This is a genomic window from Psychromonas sp. L1A2, from assembly GCF_009828855.1.
Lineage (GTDB): Bacteria > Pseudomonadota > Gammaproteobacteria > Enterobacterales > Psychromonadaceae > Psychromonas.
The window spans coordinates 882,638-901,616 of the sequence record NZ_WUAG01000002.1 but is presented as its reverse complement, the minus strand read 5'-3'; the positions used below and the strand labels follow the sequence as shown (position 1 = coordinate 901,616).

Genomic DNA, 18,979 nt, shown 5'->3' with positions numbered 1-18,979 from the left:
ACCTTTAATATTAAGTTTTATATTATGCATAAAATTTCTTGGTCTGCTTGTGAAGCGAATATTCCTCTTGAAGCTCCTTCGTTAGAGTCAATTGATAATATCGATGCTCTATTAGTCGCTGCTAAAAAAGTGAAAGAGTGCCATCGCCTTTTAGAGAGAGGGGGGATCAATATTGTTAGTGAATTACTTAAAGGGGAGGGGACATTTTACCAATTAAACCATTACCCTGAAGAAGATGTTTATGACAATGAAACACACAGTCAATATTATTACCATAATCATCGTGGAATAGAGTCTGAGCATGGCCACTTTCATACTTTTTTACGTTCACCATCAATTCCTGAGTCGATTAAACCGATGGAAGGGTTTATGCATTCAGAGCCGTGGCCTTCAGGTGAGAAGGCTGTTGCACACTTTGTTTGTATTTCAATGGACGATGAAGGTTTCCCTGTTGGCTTTTTTGCTGTGAACCGATGGGTATCTGCGCAAACATGGTATTCAGCTAAAGATACTATTGCCTTATTAGATAGCTTTTGCATTGATCATGCTTATCCTAACTTGGTGGTAAATCAATGGTTATCAGCGATGTTTATTTTGTTTAGACCGCATATCGTTGCCTTATTAGAGCATAGAGATAAAGTGATTGAGTTTATGCATAAAACAAACCCAGAAGTTGATGTATTAGAAGATCGTTCATTAGATATGACAGGCTCATTGTCTATAACAATAGATGAGTGGGTACTACAATTGACAGAGAAAGCTGAAACGCTTAATCATAACATCGACTAACAATGCCGAGTAATAACGATACCTAGTAAATTTTATTATCGAAAATAACCGTAATGGTATCAATGATATTGAATTTTTGGATTATCGAAGAATAGAGTTGAATAAGCTAGGCAATAATTTCACCTAGCTCAGTTTTTATTCTTAGTAAGAAAAGTTAAGCTTATCTTGTAACTGCTCAATAAAGTGATTTAAACCGGCTTCATCTACTTCGTTAAAACGCTCTGTAATTGGGCTATCAATATCTAATACTGCTACCGTTTTCCCATTGTAATTAATAGGTACAACAATCTCTGATTGGCTTGCTGCATCACAAGCAATATGCCCTGGAAACTCATGTACGTCGGCGATACGTTGCGTTGTATTAGTGCTAAACGCTTTACCACAAACTCCTTTATCTAAGTCGATACGCACACAAGCAACATTACCTTGGAATGGGCCCAATACAAGTTGATCGTGTTTTAATAGATAAAAACCTACCCAGTTTATATTCGATAAGTTCATATTAAGCAGAGCACTTATATTCGATAGATTAGCTATTAAATCTTTTTCATCTTCTATAAGAGCAACAGCTTGTTTTGTGAGTAATTGGTAGTCGGCTAATGTTTTCATTTTTTACCTGCTTATTAATTAATTATATCAAGAGAGAATAAATATTTTTATGGTTAACGCAAGAGAGAATTAAGCTCGGTAGAGGCGATTGATGAAAATAAAAGAGAATCTTTAATAAAATAATACTTTTTATAAAGAATTATTATTTTATGCACATTTTTTGCACATTCAATGGTTATTGTATGAATCTTGTTTTTAGTCTTATAAGGTTTGTTAAATGAAACAATGTTCAAAAATGTTACTTGCTTTCGCTCTTTCAGTTGGTTTTATCGGTCAAAGTTATGCAGCTGGTTCTGAGCAAGGAGATCGTCCTCAAGGTGGTCCACCTGCATTCTCATCGATCGATACCGATGGTAACGGCGAAATTAGTTTTACAGAATTTTCTGCTAAAGAAATTCCACATGGCGATCATCAAACAGTCTTTGATGAAATAGATTCAGATGGTGATGGTGTCATTACTGAAAGTGAATTTAGCAGCCACAAACCACCTCGTCGAGAAAATTAAAAAATAGATTGTTGTTATTGTAATCATATCGACTGAGCTCATTGCCTAAGATAGTATAAATATTTTTTCGATATTTTTATAAACGAAAAAACAGGTATTTTCCATATTGACCTTAACGGAAATAAGTCATCACTGAATAAGTGTGGAAGGAGGCGTAAGATCTCCTCCACATTTATCATCATATAATATCAATGCATGAAACAAGCTGACATTAATATATCTGAACGTGTTTTGGATATATTATTATTGGTGAATTTCTGTTGTTAAATTAAGCTGTTTTATTAATTTAAATAACTTTAGATATGTGATGATGTGAAAATTGGTATCGAAGTGGGTAATTCGACTATCAATACTGCTACATAATATTGTAACAGTATATTTAATGAGATAGGCCCGTTAGTTTTGTTAAATGCTAACGGGTTTATTTTTATTATTTACTTATTTAATCTGCTAAGTAGACCTTGATTACCATTCTATTTTTATATTGTATTGCCTTATTTAATATTTTTTAACTTATTCGGAATGCTTCGATGGTTATACCAATGGTATTAAATAAGTTGTTTTAATAAGTAAAATAGAACGGTTAATTAGTGTCATTATTAGTTAATACCTTGTTGAAGTAAAAGGTCTGTTAATATTGTTTATCTGGTTCTTACAAATTAAAACCGTAATACAAGCATGAGATTGCTCATATGAAAATCCATAATAAATTATTTTTTGTTTTTTTTAGCTTTAGCTTGTTATTAGTGAGTGCTTTAGTCTTGTTAATACAATGGAGTATTAACAAGGGAGTTATTGATTATGTTAATAGTAAAGATATAGAAGCATTAAAACCTCTCGTTACTCAGCTTGAAAAAGAATATAAAAAAGAAAATAGCTGGCAAGATTTAAGAGGTCACCATAAAAGATTTGGAGATATACTTTTTTTGCACTTACAAGGTGAATTTAGTGTATCAGAATTGCCAGGACGACCTAATCGCCCACCAAGAGATCGACAAGATCGTATTTCCCAGCCTGATCCTATGCACAGAGATAGTCATCCTATAGAAAGTAACCGTCCACCAAGAGGCCAAGCAAGTTTTGCTTTATTTGATCATAATAAAAAATTGATCGCTGGTTATTATGATGAAAATGTTGAGTATAATAAAACCCCTATCAATGCCAATGAAGTTAATGTTGGTTGGTTAATGATCCCTAAAAAAAAGCAAATTACAGACGGTTACGAGCTTGATCTTATCGAACAATTGCAAAGTTACTTATGGGTCATAGCGATCTTTACCATGGTGTTAGTCGTCTTGATTACTTTTCCTATCGCACGCCATATAGCAGAACCAATTAAGAAAATTATTCTAGGTATGCATAAATTAACGCAAGGTGATTATCAACAGAATATAACTCTGAACAGAAAAGATGAATTAGGTGAACTTAGTCGAGACTTTAATGAGTTAGCATTAACCTTGTATGAAAATGAAGGTGCTCGTAAACGTTGGCTAGCCAATATATCCCATGAATTGCGGACCCCTGTAGCGATCTTACGTGGTGAGCTAGAAGCGATGTTAGATGGTGTTAGGCCAATCAATGAAAAAAATATTGACTCTGCTAATGATGAAGTTAAACACTTACAGCATCTTATTGATGATTTAGACCAACTTAGCAGTGCGGATATAGGTGGTATGCATTACCGAAAGAAAGCAGTTAATCTTGGTACATGGTTTAAGTCAGAAGTTGATAAATATACAGGTTTTCTAGCGGCGGCTAATATAGCTTTAGTTGTAGATAATAATGAGACAGAAGCGAATGTATTTGCCGACACGACAAGGTTATGTCAGTTATTTGAAAACCTAATTAATAATTGTATTAAATACTCAGGAGCTAGCGTTGCTAAAATTTCACTTGAAGTAGACACTTCGATAACAGGAGGTTTGATACGTATTAAAGTTGAAGATAACGGCGTTGGTGTTGAAGAACAGCACCTGCAGCGTCTTTTTGAGTACTTATACCGTGTTGACAGTTCAAGAAATCGGAAAACAGGTGGGGCAGGCCTTGGTTTGTCTATTTGTGCACATATAGTGACGGCACATCAAGGTAGCATTAAAGCGTTAGCATCAGAATTAGGTGGGTTAGCAATCGAGATTGAACTTCCGTTAGAACAATAATATTTTCTAACAGTTAAGTACTTTAATACTGCTTATATGTAGTATTAAAATAGAATCTGCCAACTTAATAAACTATACCCGTTATCGTTCAAGGCGCTTTGTTCAATCGTTAGCTTGGTTTTCAAATCAAGGAGCAACATGAGGATAATGATGAGTCCTTATCGAAGGTTGTAACGCAGTGTTGGTTTTAAAGCTAGTGACCCGGAGGGCAAACCGTGAAGCAAATTCTTCATTGTTAGAAAGTGTCGATTTAACCTGCTAGATCTTCTTTCTGCTTAGCATCTGTTTACTTCATTACTTGCTGAGTTTTCCACCTTGAATGATAACAGGTATATATTAAAGTAGAATTGTATAGCCTTAATAATTCTCAAAACTAATCTCTAATTAAAGTGACTTATTACGGAGTTGTAAATCTGGTAAATAGAATAGCCATTAATAAATTAAACGTTTTTAATGTAGCGATAAAGAATTAACTTTCCTTTGAAATTAAGCTATTTTTCTACATAAAATTCAGACCATTACCTAACTAGGTTACTATTAATATGATAAGGAACAATCAGTGTTAAATTCTATATTAATTGTAGAGGATGAAATTAAGCTCGCTAATTTGTTAGCAGATTATTTTAAATTAACAGAATATGCCCCTCATATAATAGATAACGGTGATGACGTTATTGCTTGGGTAAAAAGCCACAAGCCAAATGTTATTCTATTAGATATCATGTTACCCGGTAAAGATGGTATTACCTTGTGTCAAGAGATCCGTCAGTTTTCAAATGTCCCTATCTTAATGGTCTCTGCAAAAGTAGATGAATTAGATCGATTATTAGGATTAGATTTAGGTGCTGATGATTATATCTGTAAGCCTTTTAGCCCGAGAGAAGTGGTGGCTAGAGTGAAAGCAGTATTAAGAAGAGCAGGCTCTTCTAATATTCTTAGCAATGACTTTTTATTAAATGAAAATCATTTAACGGCTACATTTAAGCGTAATGTTATTGTATTTACATCTATTGAGTTCCAGTTGCTTAAGCTGTTAGCTAATAAACCTGGTCGTATCTTCACGCGAGAGCAATTGATGCAAAATATGTATTCAGATGATCGTATTGTTAATAACCGGACTATCGATAGTCATATTAAAAAACTAAGAAAAAAGTTAATTATAATTAGTGAAGGTGAAGATTTAATTCAATCAGTTTACGGTGCGGGTTACCGTTTAGTGTTAGCTTAAAAATAGTCATAGTATTAGCACTAACATCGCTTCAATGAGAGGGTTAAAACAAGCCGTTATTATACCAATCACGCTAATTAACAGATCTATTTTACTTATTAAAATAATATATTTCTTCGTTGTAAGCTTCGTAAAAGGAATAGCCATCTACGTCTTGAATGGAACTGTTTTTTCCAACGTAAAATTTAGATAACGTATTTAATTCTTTTGGTATTAATTCTCCGACAGACGATTAACGAAGTTAAACGTCCAAAGAACTCAACTTATACCTTAAATTAAGTTATACCAATCACACTAATTAAGTTATCTATTTTACTTGTTAAAATAACTTATTTCTTCGTTGTAAATTTCGTAAAGGGAACAACCATTTAGCTCAATTTTCGCCTTGAACTAACTCATTTTTCCTGCGCAAAATTTAGATCACTTATTTAATGAAATCGGTATTATTTTTCCTGCGCAAAAATTTAGATCGCTTATTTAATGTAATCGGTATTAAAACCACTTTATCAAATATGTCTTTATTAAATTTTAGGCAAAAAAATACCCGCTCGAAAGCAGGTATTTTTTAACATTAAGATATTGTCACTGATTACTCAGCTTCAACAACCTCAAGGTTTACAACTGAAGTTACGTCAGAGTGTACTGTAACAGTAATCTCGTAAGAACCAGTTAAACGTAAAGCGCCTTCAGGAAGACGAACTTCACTTTTAGCAACAGCTACACCAGCAGCAGTGATTGCATCAGCAATATCACGCGTACCGATTGAACCGAATAGTTTACCAGCATCACCAGCTTTAGAAGTGATTGTTACCGCTTCTAATGCAGAGATAGCTTCACCACGTGCTTGAGCAGCAGCTAGGTTAGCAGCTTGCTTAGCTTCTAATTCAGCACGACGTGCTTCAAAAGCTTCTAAGTTTGCTTTGTTTGCTGGTACAGCTTTTTGCTGTGGGAAAAGAAAGTTACGTGCGTAACCTGCTTTAACATTAACTTTATCGCCAAGTTTACCAAGGTTAGCAACTGTATCTTGTAGAATAATTTCCATAATATATAGCTCCTATTTACTTGTGTAAATCTGTGTAAGGTAAAAGCGACAAGTAACGTGCACGTTTGATAGCGCGCGCTAGTTGGCGTTGGTATTTTGCACATGTGCCAGTAATACGGCTAGGTACGATTTTACCACTTTCAGTGATGTAGTTTTTTAATGTAACAACGTCTTTGTAATCAATCTCAACAACATTTTCTGCTGTGAATCGACAGAATTTACGACGGCGAAAATAACGAGCCATGGTAGTTCCTTAAATTTGTTCTATGTACTGAGCATGTAACACCAATTTACCAAGATTACTCTTGCTTTGGTGGTAAGTGATAAAACCACTTACTTTAATTTGCATACCTTTCGATAATTTATTTTTCAACTGACTTGCTAATGGTCCACTTGTTGCAATTGGCATATAACAATATGTATTGCGTGGTAATCCAGCTTCTTCTTGCACTGAACGATGTTCTATCGTCAGGTTACAGTGTTCAATACCACTTGGGCTTGTTTTATGTATCGGCTTTTCAGTTACGATACCTGTAAGTTGCAAAAAGTTATCAGTCACTCAGTTTCTTATGCTTCAGCTTCTGTTGCAGCAGGCGCAGCTGGTGCAGCATCAAAATCTGGACGTGGAGCACGAGGAGCACGTTCAACACGTTCTTCTTTTGCTTTAGCCACTACAGATGCTTCAGTTACAGCAGATTTAGTACGCATGATCATGTTACGGATCACAGCATCGTTGAAACGGAAAGCAGTTTCCAAATCATCGATTACTTTTTGCTCAGCTTCAATATTCATAAGAACATAGTGTGCTTTGTGTAGTTTGTTGATTGGGTAAGCCAGTTGACGACGGCCCCAGTCTTCTAGACGATGAACAGTACCACCAGCTTCTGTGATAGAAGTAGTGTAACGCTCGATCATACCATTAACTTGTTCACTCTGATCTGGGTGAACCATAAATACGATTTCATAATGACGCATATAAAAATCGCTCCTTACGGGTTAGTAGCTTCTTAATTTGGCTCAGCCGTACCAATAGAAGCAAGGAACAAAAAGGGTGGCTGATTTAAGGCGGCAGATTGTACAATTTAGAGTCAACTTACGCAAGTGACAAAAGTAATATAACTGATAATAAATAATATGAGCGTAAATTGTTGGGAACTTTTATTGATCGTTTGCATCTATAGCTTAACAACATAAAATACCCTTTTCTTAAATTATATAAATGAGCTGGTTTTATTGAACTCTCCATTCTTTTACATTTTAATGGTTAATCTTGTCGTCTTTAGTGCTAATGCCTGGTTTTTTATGGAGCCTGAGGGGCCTATAGCAAAAGAAAGTCCTGTAACAATTGAGGATGAAAAAACTAATAAAAATGAGATTAATAATAAAGATCTAGAAGATGAAAAGCCGCTTACGATGGACGATATTTTATTAAATTTAACAGCAGAAGAAACCCTTGCTGTCATCAAATCTCAGACAGATGCACAACAAAAGATAGAAACGTTAAAAGCACAACTACAGGCAGAACTTAAAAAAACGACTCAAAGACAACAAGCTCAAGAGTTACAAGAAGCCAAACTGGCGACTTTAGAAGAAGAAAATCAGCGTCTGGCGGATAAAGTATCGACTTTAGATAATCAGGTTAACATTCAAGAATCTCATCTAGCCGAAAGCCTTAAGCGTGAAAAGCAGCTTAACGATGCATTACAAAAAGAGTTATTAAAACATGCAAGCTTATTAAGCTCACCCATTGATCAAATTAAAACCTCCATCGATCAGAAATCTGATTTATTAAAAACAAAGAAAACATCACAAGGGAGAAATGGGATTTCTGATGCTGAGTTTATTGATGTGGCAGTTCAAACAAATAATATTCAGACAGATGTAGTTGATGGCAATGAAGAAGCAATATTAGAAGAAAAACATTTTAGCGGCGCTGTTGAATTTGGCTTTAATTATGAACAAGAAAATGAATTAACTAAAAGTGCAGAAGGGCGATTGATCTTAGATTACAACGTTGTTGATCAATATAATATTAATAATGATATTAAATTTGAGTTTGAAGATGAAGAAGATGAAGAAACGGAAAACGAATGGCGTTGGCAGTTACAAGGAAATTATAATTTAGATCCTGTTAATTTAATTTTTCTGCGTAGTGATATTCAACGCAGTCAATCTGCTTCATATGGAAAAGAAGATACATTTACAACAGGATATGGTCATATTTTCTTTAATGAAAATAATCATAAATTTAATACTGAATTTGGGCCAGGTTACAAGCTTGCAGAGCCTAATGATGGAGAAGATGAAGTTTCTTTTAATGAGTTCATTATACGAACGAAGCTAAACTATGAAAGAATAGTCACAGAAAGCTTACAGGTTACATTAGGTAGCGTGTTTGAATTAGGCCATAAAAATAGTGTTTATGAAGTCGAGTTCAAAGCTCAAAATAGAATATATCAGGAGTTGTATTTAATTTTTGATATCAATTATAAATACAATCAAAATGTTCCAGAAGAAAGTGAAAATGATGAACTTTCTACTGGTTTTAATTTACAGTATGCATTTTAGTTTGATTTTTTAGATTACAGATAGAATATTAACTGAATGTTGGAAGTCTGGGGACTTTTGTTCAATTGTACTTTAAAGGGGTTGATCTTCCTTTAAAATCGATAAAAAAAGCCAGAAGGTAATTCATCTACCTTCTGGCTTTTTTATAGTCAATTTAATACCGCCTATTTGTTTTTATAATGGCAGTTACTTAATTGTCGTTACTTAATGCCGTTATTTATCGACGTTGACGAACCACTTCAAACAAACAAATACCCGTTGCAACAGATACATTCAAACTTGAAACGGCACCTGCCATTGGTAATTTAATTAGCTCATCACAATGCTCACGAGTTAAACGACGTAAGCCTTTGCCTTCCGCACCCATTGCTAATGCCATACCGCTTTCTAATTTACAATCATAAAGGCTTTGTTCTGCTTCACCGGCTGTACCATAAATCCAAATACCTTTATCCTGCAAACTACGCATAGCACGTGCTAAGTTAGTCACATGGATTAATGGGATTGATTCTGCTGCACCACAAGCTACCTTACGTACAACAGGCGTTAAACTTGCTGAGTTGTCCTTAGGAATGATAACAGCGTGAACACCAGCGGCTTCTGCACTTCGTAAACAAGCACCTAAGTTATGCGGGTCAGTAACACCATCTAAAATTAATAAGAATGGTGGAACATCTAATGCGGCTAAAATAGGTTCTAAATCATTGTCCGTTAATACTTTCAATGTTTTTACTCGCGCCATAATACCTTGATGCTGCTCACCATCAGACTTTTCATCTAATGCTTTGCGTTGCATGAATTGCACTGACACACCCCATTCTTTTGCTTTATTAAGCACATCATTCAAACGTTCATCATCACGGCCTTTTAGGGCGTAAATTTCTATCACACGTTCTGGTTGCTTCTCTAATAGGGCATCAACGGCGTGCATACCGTAAATAATTTCACTTTTACTCATGTCACTTATCTCTTTATAAAAAAGGTGAAGCAAAAAGCTTCACCTGTAATCACTGTTCTATTGCTATTTAGGTCTATGCCTAAAGGTTGCGCCTAGGTAATATGGTTAAGTACTACTGTACTCAGTACCATAGTTCAGCTTTATGCTTTAGTGTTATTCGCTTTTGCTTTAGAGCGAGCTGCACGACCTGGACGCGTTGTTTTAGATGTCGTTTTTTTCTTTTTAGAAGAAGCGGTATTCTTTTCACCTTGCGCTACTTTGCGTTGAGGCTTTTTCTTTTGCTTATTGGCCGCTTTTCTTTTTGCTAAAAGCTCTTCTTCTGTCAATTTTACAACAGGCTTTGTATCGCCCTTATCACTTGTTTTAGTATTTGCTTTAGCGTTGCCTTGGCCTTTTTCTTTATTACGTGAGCGTTTGTCGATAGGGCGATCTGAACCTTTACCTTCAGATTTACGGCCTTCTGGCTTACGAGCACGTTTACGTTGTCCAGCCACCGCTTCATCTGCTAGTTCAAAGTCAATCTTCTTATCATCTAAGTTAACTGACAATACTTTCACTTCTAATACATCACCAATACGATAAATGCGGCCTGTACGCTCACCTTTTAGGGTTTGCTTACCTGCATCAAAGATATAGTAATCAGAAATCAAGCCAGTCACATGCACCAAACCATCAATATGAATGTCATTCAGGCGTACAAAGAAACCAAAGTTGGTAACAGCGGCAATCGTACCGACCATAGTGTCGCCAATATGATCTTGCATGTATTCACATTTAAGCGCGTCAGCGACATCACGTGTTGCATCATCTGCACGACGTTCGGTCATTGAGCAATGTTCGCCTAATTGGCTAACTTCTTCAGTTTGATAGTTGTAACCACCTGTTTCAGTCCATTTCGCTTTTAATTGATTGTTCGCTTGATGTGCGACCAAGTATTTAATAGCACGATGTAAAATCAAATCAGGATAACGACGAATCGGTGAAGTAAAGTGAGCGTATTCTTCTAACGCTAAACCAAAGTGGCCTAGGTTTTCATCTTGATAAACCGCTTGCTTCATTGAGCGCAGTAGCATGGTTTGTAACAGCTCTTTATCATCACGTTCTGCAAAGGTTTCGGCTAAATCAGCGTAATCACGTGGTGCAGGTTTTTCACCACCATTAAGACTCAAGCCTAATTCACCTAAGAAAGAACGGAAGTTAGCGAGTTTTTCTTCACTTGGTGTTTCATGTACGCGGAATAATGCAGAGGCGCCTGCAGACTCAATAAAACGTGCAGAAGCAACATTCGCTTGAATCATACATTCTTCAATGATCTTATGCGCATCGTTACGTACTAGTGGCACAATCGCATCAATTTTACGTGCTTCATTAAATAAGAAACGTACTTCTAACGTTTCAAATTCCATTCCACCACGGATTTTACGTGCTTTTTTGAACGCTTTATAAAGGTTCTCTAACTCTTCTAAATGTGGCACTAATGGTTTGTATTGCTCACGTAATTCTTGGTCGCCCGCTAAAATCGACGCTACTTTTGTATAAGTGAAACGCGCGTGAGAATTCATTACCGCTTCGTAGAATTTGTAATCTTTTAAATGACCGTCTTGTCCAATCACCATTTCGCTAACCATACATAAACGGTCAACTTGTGGGTTCAGTGAACATAAGCCGTTTGATAACACTTCAGGTAACATCGGGATAACTTGATCTGGGAAATAAACAGAGTTACCACGGTTAACCGCTTCTTTATCTAGAATAGTACCAGGTCGAACGTAAGAACTTACATCGGCAATCGCTACCCATAAGCGCCAACCGCCATCCGGTTCTTTTTGACAGAAAACAGCATCATCAAAGTCACGTGCATCTTCACCATCAATCGTTACTAATGGTAAATCACGTAGGTCAACACGACCTTTTTTAGCTTCTTCTGGTACGAATTCACCGAAAGGTTCAAGTTCTTTATCTAAACCCTCAGGCCATTCATGTGGAATATCATGTGTGCGGAGTGCAATTTCAACTTCCATACCCGGTTCCATATCTTGACCGAGTACTTCTGTGATTTTACCCGTTGCAGTAAAGCGGGCTTTAGGTCGTTGTAGTATTTCAACTACGACTATTTGTCCATGGCGAGCGCCGCCATTGTTTTCTTTACTAATAGTAATTTCTTGATTGAGTCGGGGATCGTCAGGTATTACTGATGAAACACCATCTTCTACAAAGTAACGACCTACAATCGTTTCTTTACGTGCTTCTACTAAACGCACAAAACGTGCTTCAGTACGGCCACGTGAATCAACCTTAACAGGTTGCGCTAATATAGTGTCTCCGTGAAACAGGAAACGCATTTGGTGATTAGGTAAGAAAAGGTCTTTACTATCATCTTCTGTTTTTAAGAAACCAAAACCATCTTTATGGCCGATCACTTTACCCGTTGCAAGGTCAAGTTTATCAGGTATCTGATACGTTGCATTGCGGCACCAAATTAATTGACCATCACGTTCCATCGCTTTTAAACGACGACGTAGGCCTTCAGCTTCTTCTTCGCTGCTCAATGAGAATGCTTTAAACATCGCATCACGTGTGATTGGTTTACCGTGTTTTTCAATGAAAGCTAGAATAAACTCGCGGTCAGGTACAGGGTGTTCATAAGTTTTGGGTTCTTGATCTACAGTAGGATCTAGGGTCATATTTGGAACTCTTTATAAGGCAATTAGTTAAAGTATATCTGAAAATCAGTCAAAGCTTTGGATTAATCAATAAAAGGCTGTTTTTTTTATTTTTTAGGCAAATTGGTTATTGATTAAGCAAGCAGAACCATTTTAGCAAAAAAAATGCAGAAAAGACTAGACAGCTTTTGCAGTGTTCAGTATTATCCGCGCCACGCTAAAGACGTGAGCACCCGTAGCTCAGCTGGATAGAGCGTTGCCCTCCGGAGGCAAAGGCCACAGGTTCGAATCCTGTCTGGTGCACCATTACTTCGAGAAGCAATTGTTTTAAAAAGTAATATTACGGATGTGTAGAAGTTCTTTAGTTGTTATAGTGGCGGATGTAGCTCAGTTGGTAGAGCCCCGGATTGTGATTCCGGTTGTCGCGGGTTCAAACCCCGTCATTCGCCCCATCTTTTCTCGATGTTAAATTGAAGCAGAAACAAACTGTAAATACGTCTCGGTGATTAGCGCAGCTTGGTAGCGCATCTGGTTTGGGACCAGAGGGTCAGAGGTTCGAATCCTCTATCACCGACCACATTTGAATAATCCGCTTAGCTCTTAGAGTTAAGCGGATTTTTTCGTTTCTGAACCTCTGATTTTCATACTCGGTGATTAGCGCAGTTTGGTCGCGCATCTCCATTGTTTCATAAAAAGTTGGACCAGAGGGTGGTTTTTTAGGTTCGGATCTTCTATCACCGACCACATTAGAAAAGCCGCAATACTGAAAAGTATTGCGGCTTTTTGCATTTCTGACCCTTGATTCTAAAATACGAATAACAATACTCGGTGATTAGCGCAGTTTGGTAGCGCATCTCCATGGTTTTTATAAAGAGTTGGAGCAGAGGGTTGGTTTTTAGGTTCGAATCCTCTATCACCGACCACATTTGAAAAGCCGTAATACCATTCCGCCTAATTAGTTGATCAGATTCATCCAATCCCTAGTGCACATTTTTATTACTCTTTGACTATCACTTACAAAGTCATTCCATGCATAACAAACCGCATCCACAATTGACTCATAACCATTAAAACAACGATTAGCTAAATGATGTTGACGCAACCAGCTCCACACTTGTTCTATCGGATTTAGTTCTGGAGAGTACGGAGGAAGCTTAATTACGCTAACATTATTAAAGTCTGTCGCAAGATCTTCTGTATGCCAACCAGCCCCATCCATAATAATGACTGCATGCCGATCTTCGGCGGTACTCATGGATATTTGTTTCAGGTGAGCATACATAATGTCTTTATTTACATAAGGCATTACCATCGCTTGTGATTGCCCATTAGTGACACAAACGGAGCCAAATAAATATGCATATTCAAACTGTTGCTGTTTCACAGCTAATGGTCTGCTACCTGTTTTAGCCCATAGCTTTGTTGTTGTATTTTGTTGTCCAAAACGTGCTTCATCTTGTAACCAGATATCGACTCTATCTAATGAGATATGGCCAGGGATCTTAAGGATCATTTTTATTTGGAATTTTTTTAAAATCTTCTTGAACTTCAAGGGACTGTTTTGGGTGCTTAGAGCGAGAGGTTATCCATGAAAAACCTAAACGGTGAAGTAATTTGTAGACACTTGAAAGGTGGTATTGATGGCCAAAATTATCAGCAATAAACAACTGGATATCAGTGCCTACTAATCGGCCACCCTTATCATTTTTTGTATATTCATTAATATATTGAATTAGTTGAAGTGATTGGATTTCAGATAATCGTAAGGGACGTCCAGTTATCTTTTTATCAATTAATCCATCCAATCCATTTTGATGATATTGAGATATCCATTTATTAACACTAGTACGGCTCACTTTAAGAAATTTAGCGATATCGGTACGAGAGTTGCCTTCTTGAAAGTGCGCTAGAGCAGAATAACGCAGTCTCATACGAACACTTTTATGTGTTTTGGCCAATTCAGAAAAATCATGTTTTTTCATACGTCACCAAGAGAATATAATCAGTTAATAATTAAATACATTAGATCACATAATTAGGCGGAATGGTATAATATTGAAAAATATTGCGGCTTTTTGCATTTCTGACCCTTGATTCTAAAATACGAATAACAATACTCGGTGATTAGCGCAGTTTGGTAGCGCATCTCCATGGTTTTTATAAAGAGTGGAGCAGAGGGTTGGTTTTTAGGTTCGAATTTTCTATCTCCGACTACATTTGAATAATCCGCTCTATATTTTGGCTCGTCTACGCTCGTCCTGTCAGTTTGATATTTCATTACTTGGTGTTTCGCCATGTCGGCGACCTACTTTTTCTTACCAGAAGAATAAAGTAGGCAAAAAGACTGGCTCCCAATTCGTTTTTTAATCTGAATCAATCACTGTCTTCTTAACACACCGCTCAGACTCGACATCCATGTCTCGAACTGAGCTAGCAACGGCATCCATGCCTCTGCTTGCTGAAGTCAGTGATTGATTCAGAAAAACTCAACGGGAGGCAGATCGTAGCCATATTGAGTTTCGCTTTTGTTATTTGTTGGGAATATTTATTTATTATTTATAAATGAAAGGATTTTTGTTAATAAAATTAGTGTTATACCTGAAATTCCAAAAGAGACGAAAGGCGTAACAACATCATTTAATAATGGCCAAGTCTCTTTAACTAAAGGGTGAACGGCAAATTGTGCAAGACTTGCTGCACCTACTAATCCGAAAATGAAGGTGAGAGTTCTATCGTTCTTATTTTTTATTTTATCAGTGTTGTATTTTAATTCATCAAGGTAATATTTTGCAGACTCTTTACCAGAGTTAATTAATCCGGTGGTTCCGAATTTTCCCATAAGGTAAGACAAGGAATCTACAATTTCTCCTGCATTACTGCTTTGATGAATGATGTTATCAGAGCTTGCAAGAATCTTATAAGCATAAAGTAAGTGTTCATTACTTTGTGGATTCTGAGCCCAAGCACATGCTCTTGCAATCTTTAAATTATAGTATTCTATTAACTCTGTTCTTGCTTGACCTGCAAAAATCATAGAAGCAGTATTAGGATCTTCCCAAGCATCTATAGGACTATTCTTCGACTTTAACCACGTAGATAATAGTATTGCTCTATTGCCATGTAAGCAGAAGTCATCAATGAATCTTAGGTCTCGGGGGCGTTCTGGTCGTTTTGTTATTTTATCTGCTCGAAAAAGAATTTTTGATATGGAATGAGAAAAATTATCGTATAATTCTTCTTTATTGTCAGGTTGATTTTTGAAACGCAGCAATGTTATTGATGGGCGGCCTTGCCACATAAGCTGTTTGAATGGGCTATTTATTTCATTTTTCCCATTTACTATTAAACTACAGATCGCATTACAATATATGGATCGACATAACTCTATTGTAAGTTCTGCAAATTTATTTTTTTCAGTCCCCACAATTTGGTGTAATACCCAACTACCATGGTCATCACCAAATTCAAAAATATTTCCTTTATTTTGTAGAGATTCGGTAAGAAGTTTCTCAGTTTCTTGTTTGTTTTTCTTTATAAGTTGTTTAATTTTCCATTTAGTTAAATATGTTTTTCCATTTAAAAAACTATCTTCGTGTATATTATGTAAAAGGGCTTTTGCATCAAGTTTTTGTAAACGAGAATCTATCCATATTGATTTAAAATAGTACTTAAATATATTTACAATTTTAGATAAAAACTCACTTTCACCTAATCCATCCCATGACGCATCAAGTTGAAAACTAAGTATTCCAATACCATCTGAATATACCTTTAAAGATGCAAAAATAGGAAGTTTATATTCGTCATTATCTAAAAGTATAGGAGGTAAAAAAGTACGGAAATATGAAGACTCTTCATTTTTAATTTGCTTTTCATGGAAAGCCATTTTTGAAGCGTAGTGTAAATCTGAAACTACCGATTTTGGCATCCCTTCATTTGGGGTAAAATCATTGCCAGTTTGGGAAAGTAATTCATACTTCTTAGTTCCAGAGTTATCAATATAGATGCAATTAAAATCAGAAAAGAAGACCGATGTGGAAATTCCTTCTTTAAGAAATTTTTCAGCTGTTTTTAGTAAGTCGATACTTGCAGAATCAAAACCAAGGGTATAGTTATAAAAAGAATTCGCTTGGTAGACCTTAAGCTCTTTATCTTTACTGGAAGATTTGAACATGGCTTTGACTCTTAAATTAATTTAAATGTCTAAATAATATCATAATTAAATTTTGATGGAGATATTCTGTTTCCCTCATATCATCATCTCTATTTTAAAATATATCAGGGTTATAAAAACCGAATGAAAGTATTGGCTTGTCATTTTTTAATTCAATAGTATCTGGTAGTTAACGATGCTTCTTTCCTCAATGCGGCTACATTTCCCCTCCGTTGATCTTTCCCAAGAAATGGATTCATTTTAGTAAAACCAAACAGGATGTTTGGGTTAGTTGACGCTAGTGAATTCAATGGATGGCTGTGCAATAGCTTTATGGTTGATAGTTTACCTATAATAAATACGTCATTATTTTCATTTTTAGACGTTTATTTTGTGTAAGGTCGCATCTTAAGTTGGCTTGTTGTGACCTATAATACAGAATTTGAAGGTCATAATAGGTGGATAAAATTAAGTTAAACAACAACTGCTACTTTTCCTATATAATTGATTGATAATTATACTTTATATATGGTGAATCAGTGTTGTCTTCTTTCCTAACTATTATTGTTGCAACGAATTAATATGACTAAATTATCACTCCGCTCTGTGCTTATTTTTCCCTATGTCGTACTTGTTGTTTGCTTAGCACTTGCCATCGGTTCTCTTTCCTATAGTGCTGGCTATCATGCGGTGCAAACCGTATCGAAACATTTACTTGAAGAAACGGTTAACCGCATTAGTCAGGCGATAGATAGGCATGTTGTTGGGTCTGTCGCAACGTTAGAAGTTGCTTTTCCTGATGGCATGCTGATGGATGCTGATATTAAAAGCAATTTAAATAATATAAGAGATCGTTTTTGGAGTGCCTCATCGCTTCACTTAGACCCCAATAATTATGTCTATTATGGCAACAAGGCTGGTCAAGCAATAGGCCTTTATCGATATTCCATTAAGAAAGGTGAATTAAGAGTTAAATATACACCTGAAGAGCATCGAAAATTCTATGAGCTTAATGGCATAAATAGTACTCCAACACTTTTATCTATTGAAGAAAAAAACTTTGACCCAAGAGTTAGACCTTGGTTCCATGCTGGTTCTCGTAATAATAATGATACTTGGACTTCGGTTTATATTGATTTTAGAACCCATGATTTAATTGCTACGCGCGCGCGCCAGGTAATAGGCCGTGATGGTACGTTTGAAGGTGTCGTGGCGACAGATATGTCATTAAAGTCATTAAATGATTTTGTCAGTAACCTTAATATTTCAGAGAATGCTATCGCCTTTATTATTGAGCCTGATGGCCAATTGATTGCCTCTTCAGTGAGCCCGAATATTAAACGTAACAAAGATGGAATCAAAACAAGAGTAAAAGCAGACCAAAGTGGTAATACCTTACTCTCTGATATTTATTCACAAATGGTGCCTCTCATTTCAGAAAAGGTAGCCAATGATAAGCCAGAAACCTTTAGTTTTACTGATGATTTACAGCGTGAAATATATGTTGCCTATAATAAATTTGAAGATGGTGCCGGATTAGAGTGGATTAATGTCGTGGCGATACCCAGTTCTGATTTTATGGGAGACATTAAAAATAATAATTTACAAACGATTTTACTTGGTATTTTAGCAACCGGGTTAGCGGGGATAATTGGCTTCATCATACTCCAATGGGTGACTAAGGATTTGAAAGTGTTGTCAGATGCGGTTAATAATGTAAATAGTGGATATATTGATATTGAAGAGCCTATTAATATTCAAAGAAATGATGAAATAGGGGATTTAGCAAAGAACTTCTCAGCGATGCAACGAAGATTACATACTGATTACCTTACTGGTTTACCTAATCGATATGCCTTTGAGCAACACTTAAAAACAAAAATAGAAAAGTATAATTCTGAAGAAAAATACTAACCCATTTGCCATCTTTTTTATCGACTTAAATGATTTTAAAAAAATAAATGACGTTTATGGTCACGATGTTGGTGATCAAGTCTTAATTCAGTTCGCTGACAGGGTGCGATCTGCTATTGGCCATGATGATCTTGCTGCTAGGTTTGCTGGGGATGAGTTTGTTATTGTCATTAATGATGTTAATAATAAAGGTGACTTAGAAGCTGTCTTGTCTAGGGTAAAACAAACATTATCAGAGCCTCTTAATTCATCAGATGTTTTTACTGATAGTTTCGGTGGTGCGATTGGCGTCGCGAATTACCCTGAAGATGGAAGCACTATCGATCAACTATTGGTGGTGGCTGACAATAATATGTATGCAAATAAAGCTGAGATTAAAAAATAATAAAGCATC

The 18,979-nt window shown here is 36.1% G+C and carries 16 protein-coding genes and 5 tRNA genes; 12 read left to right on the top strand and 9 right to left on the bottom strand.

Translation table 11 applies throughout. The annotated features are described in order from the left end of the window. Positions 1 to 24: 24 nt before the first annotated feature. Positions 25 to 789, top strand: a complete 765-nt coding sequence (locus GQR59_RS14355; protein ID WP_160063809.1) for a DUF6969 family protein — start codon at positions 25 to 27, stop codon at positions 787 to 789. Between the two features lie 141 nt (positions 790 to 930). Here the strand turns inward: GQR59_RS14355 and GQR59_RS14350 are convergent, their stop codons facing one another. Continuing rightward, complete coding sequence (locus GQR59_RS14350) at positions 931 to 1,398, bottom strand: GAF domain-containing protein (protein ID WP_160063807.1); 468 nt, start codon at positions 1,396 to 1,398, stop codon at positions 931 to 933. Between the two features lie 217 nt (positions 1,399 to 1,615). Here GQR59_RS14350 and GQR59_RS14345 point away from each other — a divergent pair, with 217 nt between their 5' ends. The 3 genes from GQR59_RS14345 (at position 1,616) to GQR59_RS14335 (ending at position 5,287) form a co-directional block, all read left to right on the top strand. After that, positions 1,616 to 1,903 (top strand): EF-hand domain-containing protein, encoded by a 288-nt coding sequence (locus GQR59_RS14345; RefSeq protein WP_236546778.1) that lies wholly within the window; start codon positions 1,616 to 1,618, stop codon positions 1,901 to 1,903. A gap of 692 nt (positions 1,904 to 2,595) precedes the next feature. After that, positions 2,596 to 4,059 carry an ATP-binding protein gene (locus GQR59_RS14340; protein ID WP_160063805.1) on the top strand — a complete coding sequence of 488 codons (1,464 nt, stop codon included), beginning with the start codon at positions 2,596 to 2,598 and terminating at the stop codon, positions 4,057 to 4,059. A gap of 559 nt (positions 4,060 to 4,618) precedes the next feature. Continuing rightward, positions 4,619 to 5,287, top strand: a complete 669-nt coding sequence (locus tag GQR59_RS14335; protein WP_160063803.1) for a response regulator — start codon at positions 4,619 to 4,621, stop codon at positions 5,285 to 5,287. A 589-nt stretch (positions 5,288 to 5,876) separates the two neighbouring features. Here the strand turns inward: GQR59_RS14335 and rplI are convergent. The 4 genes from rplI to rpsF are packed head-to-tail and all read right to left on the bottom strand — an operon-like array spanning position 5,877 to position 7,304. Continuing rightward, a complete protein-coding gene (gene rplI / locus GQR59_RS14330) occupies positions 5,877 to 6,329 on the bottom strand; it encodes a 50S ribosomal protein L9 (RefSeq protein WP_025563295.1) in 453 nt (150 codons plus the stop codon). Positions 6,330 to 6,345: 16 nt separating this feature from the next. Further along, positions 6,346 to 6,573: a 30S ribosomal protein S18 gene (gene rpsR, locus GQR59_RS14325; RefSeq protein WP_160063801.1), complete on the bottom strand. Its 228-nt coding sequence runs from the start codon at positions 6,571 to 6,573 to the stop codon at positions 6,346 to 6,348. 9 nt (positions 6,574 to 6,582) lie between these two features. Next, a complete protein-coding gene (priB, locus tag GQR59_RS14320; protein ID WP_025563296.1) occupies positions 6,583 to 6,888 on the bottom strand; it encodes a primosomal replication protein N in 306 nt (101 codons plus the stop codon). An 8-nt stretch (positions 6,889 to 6,896) separates the two neighbouring features. Then, on the bottom strand, positions 6,897 to 7,304 hold the full coding sequence (gene rpsF, locus GQR59_RS14315; RefSeq protein WP_025563297.1) for a 30S ribosomal protein S6: 408 nt from the start codon (positions 7,302 to 7,304) through the stop codon (positions 6,897 to 6,899). Positions 7,305 to 7,562: 258 nt separating this feature from the next. On the opposite strand from rpsF, the gene GQR59_RS14310 reads away from it, so the two are divergent. Then, complete coding sequence (locus GQR59_RS14310; protein ID WP_160063799.1) at positions 7,563 to 8,897, top strand: DUF481 domain-containing protein; 1,335 nt, start codon at positions 7,563 to 7,565, stop codon at positions 8,895 to 8,897. A 217-nt stretch (positions 8,898 to 9,114) separates the two neighbouring features. Here GQR59_RS14310 and rlmB read toward each other — a convergent pair whose 3' ends face one another. Further along, complete coding sequence (gene rlmB / locus GQR59_RS14305; protein ID WP_025563299.1) at positions 9,115 to 9,855, bottom strand: 23S rRNA (guanosine(2251)-2'-O)-methyltransferase RlmB; 741 nt, start codon at positions 9,853 to 9,855, stop codon at positions 9,115 to 9,117. 140 nt (positions 9,856 to 9,995) lie between these two features. Continuing rightward, positions 9,996 to 12,539, bottom strand: coding sequence for a ribonuclease R (gene rnr, locus GQR59_RS14300; protein ID WP_160063797.1), 2,544 nt, complete (start codon positions 12,537 to 12,539; stop codon positions 9,996 to 9,998). A 208-nt stretch (positions 12,540 to 12,747) separates the two neighbouring features. On the opposite strand from rnr, the gene GQR59_RS14295 reads away from it, so the two are divergent. The 5 genes from GQR59_RS14295 to GQR59_RS14275 all read left to right on the top strand — a co-directional run bounded on the left by GQR59_RS14295 (position 12,748) and on the right by GQR59_RS14275 (position 13,441). After that, positions 12,748 to 12,824, top strand: a tRNA-Arg gene (locus GQR59_RS14295). Positions 12,825 to 12,894: 70 nt separating this feature from the next. After that, a tRNA-His gene (locus tag GQR59_RS14290) sits at positions 12,895 to 12,970 on the top strand. Between the two features lie 48 nt (positions 12,971 to 13,018). Next, positions 13,019 to 13,095, top strand: a tRNA-Pro gene (locus tag GQR59_RS14285). A 71-nt stretch (positions 13,096 to 13,166) separates the two neighbouring features. Next, positions 13,167 to 13,262, top strand: a tRNA-OTHER gene (locus tag GQR59_RS14280). Positions 13,263 to 13,344: 82 nt separating this feature from the next. Continuing rightward, positions 13,345 to 13,441 (top strand) — tRNA-OTHER (locus GQR59_RS14275). A 32-nt stretch (positions 13,442 to 13,473) separates the two neighbouring features. On the opposite strand, the gene GQR59_RS14270 is transcribed toward GQR59_RS14275, so the two are convergent. Together GQR59_RS14270 and GQR59_RS14265 are read right to left on the bottom strand one after the other, a co-directional pair. Then, a protein-coding gene (locus GQR59_RS14270) for an IS630 family transposase (protein ID WP_442966185.1) occupies positions 13,474 to 14,500 on the bottom strand; the annotation gives its coding sequence in 2 pieces (ribosomal slippage) (positions 13,474 to 14,049 and positions 14,051 to 14,500; 1,026 coding nt in all). Positions 14,501 to 15,063: 563 nt separating this feature from the next. Then, positions 15,064 to 16,692, bottom strand: a complete 1,629-nt coding sequence (locus tag GQR59_RS14265; RefSeq protein WP_160063795.1) for a hypothetical protein — start codon at positions 16,690 to 16,692, stop codon at positions 15,064 to 15,066. 561 nt (positions 16,693 to 17,253) lie between these two features. Between GQR59_RS14265 and GQR59_RS14260 the strand changes: the two genes are divergently transcribed. Continuing rightward, positions 17,254 to 18,585 (top strand): HAMP domain-containing protein, encoded by a 1,332-nt coding sequence (locus GQR59_RS14260; protein WP_201288113.1) that lies wholly within the window; start codon positions 17,254 to 17,256, stop codon positions 18,583 to 18,585. Next, complete coding sequence (locus tag GQR59_RS18530; RefSeq protein WP_201288155.1) at positions 18,563 to 18,970, top strand: diguanylate cyclase domain-containing protein; 408 nt, start codon at positions 18,563 to 18,565, stop codon at positions 18,968 to 18,970. Before GQR59_RS14260 ends, GQR59_RS18530 begins: the two co-directional genes overlap by 23 nt. Positions 18,971 to 18,979 lie beyond the last annotated feature (9 nt).

Excerpts from the sequence above, each read along its gene's own strand:
- GQR59_RS14345 (WP_236546778.1), top strand. The coding sequence starts at position 1,616 with ATGAAACAATGTTCAAAAATGTTACTTGCTTTCGCTCTTTCAGTTGGT.
- GQR59_RS14260 (WP_201288113.1), top strand. The coding sequence starts at position 17,254 with ATGACTAAATTATCACTCCGCTCTGTGCTTATTTTTCCCTATGTCGTA.
- GQR59_RS14265 (WP_160063795.1), bottom strand. The coding sequence starts at position 16,692 with ATGTTCAAATCTTCCAGTAAAGATAAAGAGCTTAAGGTCTACCAAGCG.
- GQR59_RS14355 (WP_160063809.1), top strand. The coding sequence starts at position 25 with ATGCATAAAATTTCTTGGTCTGCTTGTGAAGCGAATATTCCTCTTGAA.
- GQR59_RS14350 (WP_160063807.1), bottom strand. The coding sequence starts at position 1,398 with ATGAAAACATTAGCCGACTACCAATTACTCACAAAACAAGCTGTTGCT.
- GQR59_RS14340 (WP_160063805.1), top strand. The coding sequence starts at position 2,596 with ATGAAAATCCATAATAAATTATTTTTTGTTTTTTTTAGCTTTAGCTTG.
- rplI (WP_025563295.1), bottom strand. The coding sequence starts at position 6,329 with ATGGAAATTATTCTACAAGATACAGTTGCTAACCTTGGTAAACTTGGC.
- rpsF (WP_025563297.1), bottom strand. The coding sequence starts at position 7,304 with ATGCGTCATTATGAAATCGTATTTATGGTTCACCCAGATCAGAGTGAA.
- rnr (WP_160063797.1), bottom strand. The coding sequence starts at position 12,539 with ATGACCCTAGATCCTACTGTAGATCAAGAACCCAAAACTTATGAACAC.
- rpsR (WP_160063801.1), bottom strand. The coding sequence starts at position 6,573 with ATGGCTCGTTATTTTCGCCGTCGTAAATTCTGTCGATTCACAGCAGAA.
- rlmB (WP_025563299.1), bottom strand. The coding sequence starts at position 9,855 with ATGAGTAAAAGTGAAATTATTTACGGTATGCACGCCGTTGATGCCCTA.